The following is a 1,400-nucleotide window of genomic DNA, read 5'->3' on the forward strand; positions in this document are numbered from 1 at the left end:
CAGGGTGAGAGCGTGAACATTTTGTTAAATTTCACCCAGTTTTTTGAGACCCGCATTGAGTACCGTTTCCAGATATTCACTGCTCATTCCTGCGATTTTTTGCTTCCGTCTTACGCTCGCCTTGCGTGAAGTCTCGGCCCTGAGCATGTTCAGCCCCATGTGCCGGATGCACGCCAAAATCTCTGCGGCATCACCGCGATAAATCGGGCAATCATCCTCGCCCATCGTGACGTCCAGCACCCAGTGCAGGCTATTTTCGATGGCCCAGTGCCCACGCACCGCTCGCGCAAACTCATCCTGCACCAACGCTTTGGAACTGATGAAATAACGCTGCTCTATGGTAATTTTTTGCATATTTTCAACGCGATAGGAGATGGCCACGCCAATGCTGTGCAACTGTTTCCAATGAGGAAACTGGGCGGCCAACTCGCCCGCCGCCATGACATGGTACTCACGACCATCGATGCGGCCATGAGCCTTCTCAAGCGTCATCGTCTCTGCGCATAACGGGGTGGCCGCCAGCGGGGCGAGGGCCTGTCGAACCGCCTCGAACAACTTGGGTTGGTTGCCTTTGACGGCCAATAAGTAATCGCCACCTTGCTGAAGGATGGTCTCGGCGATCTCGGTCTGGCACCCCATCGCATCGATGGATACCAGGCAGCCTTTGATGTCGAGCAGCGCCAGCAACTCGGGAATAGCGGTAATTTCATTGGACTTGGCGTCGGTTTTTATCTGTCCGAGCACCAGCTTATTGGCGGCGGCATAGGCACTGACCATGTGAATGGTCGACGTTCGATCCTCACGGTCATAGGAACTGCGCAGGGTTTTGCCATCGATAGCGACCAGGGCGCCATCGGTGTGCTGGTTAATGGCTTGAGTCCACCGCACAAAGGCGGCCTGAAACGGCTCTGGTTTGATGCCGGAGATGATCCTGGCAATGGTGTCATGGACAGGAATGCCGTTTTTAAACAGTCCCTTGGATTGAAACCAGGGAAGATGAACCTCGCCGAAATCCTCAATATCTTCCCAGCCCTCAGCCCCGCCGATCACGGCACAGACGGTGAGAAACAGGACATCGTAGAAGGGATAATAAATCTTGGCATGCTGGCGAGGGTCGTGAATATTGTCGAAGAACTGAGCGAAAACGGCATCAATAGACATGAGAGCACTCCTGAAAAGGAGCATGAGATCACAGCCGGATCACCAGGTCAAATTTCAGGGTGAGGATGTGAGCAAATTGTTAACTATGGAAATCATGGAAATTATCATTTTTTGGATTTCATGCGCATTTTTTGAGCTGAAATGACGTGCAGTGACGATTAAAAAGTGTGAAGGCGATCCTGACTATAAAGTTAACTGCATATCACAGGCCTATAAGTATTTGTTTTGTAGGCAAAAAA

General features: G+C 51.5%; 1 protein-coding gene. It reads right to left on the minus strand.

The features are described from left to right. Positions 1-24: 24 nt before the first annotated feature. The gene (locus tag OKC30_RS20855; protein WP_021141311.1) at positions 25-1,161 is read right to left on the minus strand and encodes an ISAs1-like element ISAs12 family transposase; all 1,137 of its coding nucleotides are present in this window, start codon (positions 1,159-1,161) and stop codon (positions 25-27) included. Positions 1,162-1,400 lie beyond the last annotated feature (239 nt).

The sequence above is a fragment of the Aeromonas sp. QDB18 genome, assembly GCF_027705325.1.
In the GTDB taxonomy this organism is placed as follows: domain Bacteria; phylum Pseudomonadota; class Gammaproteobacteria; order Enterobacterales; family Aeromonadaceae; genus Aeromonas; species Aeromonas caviae.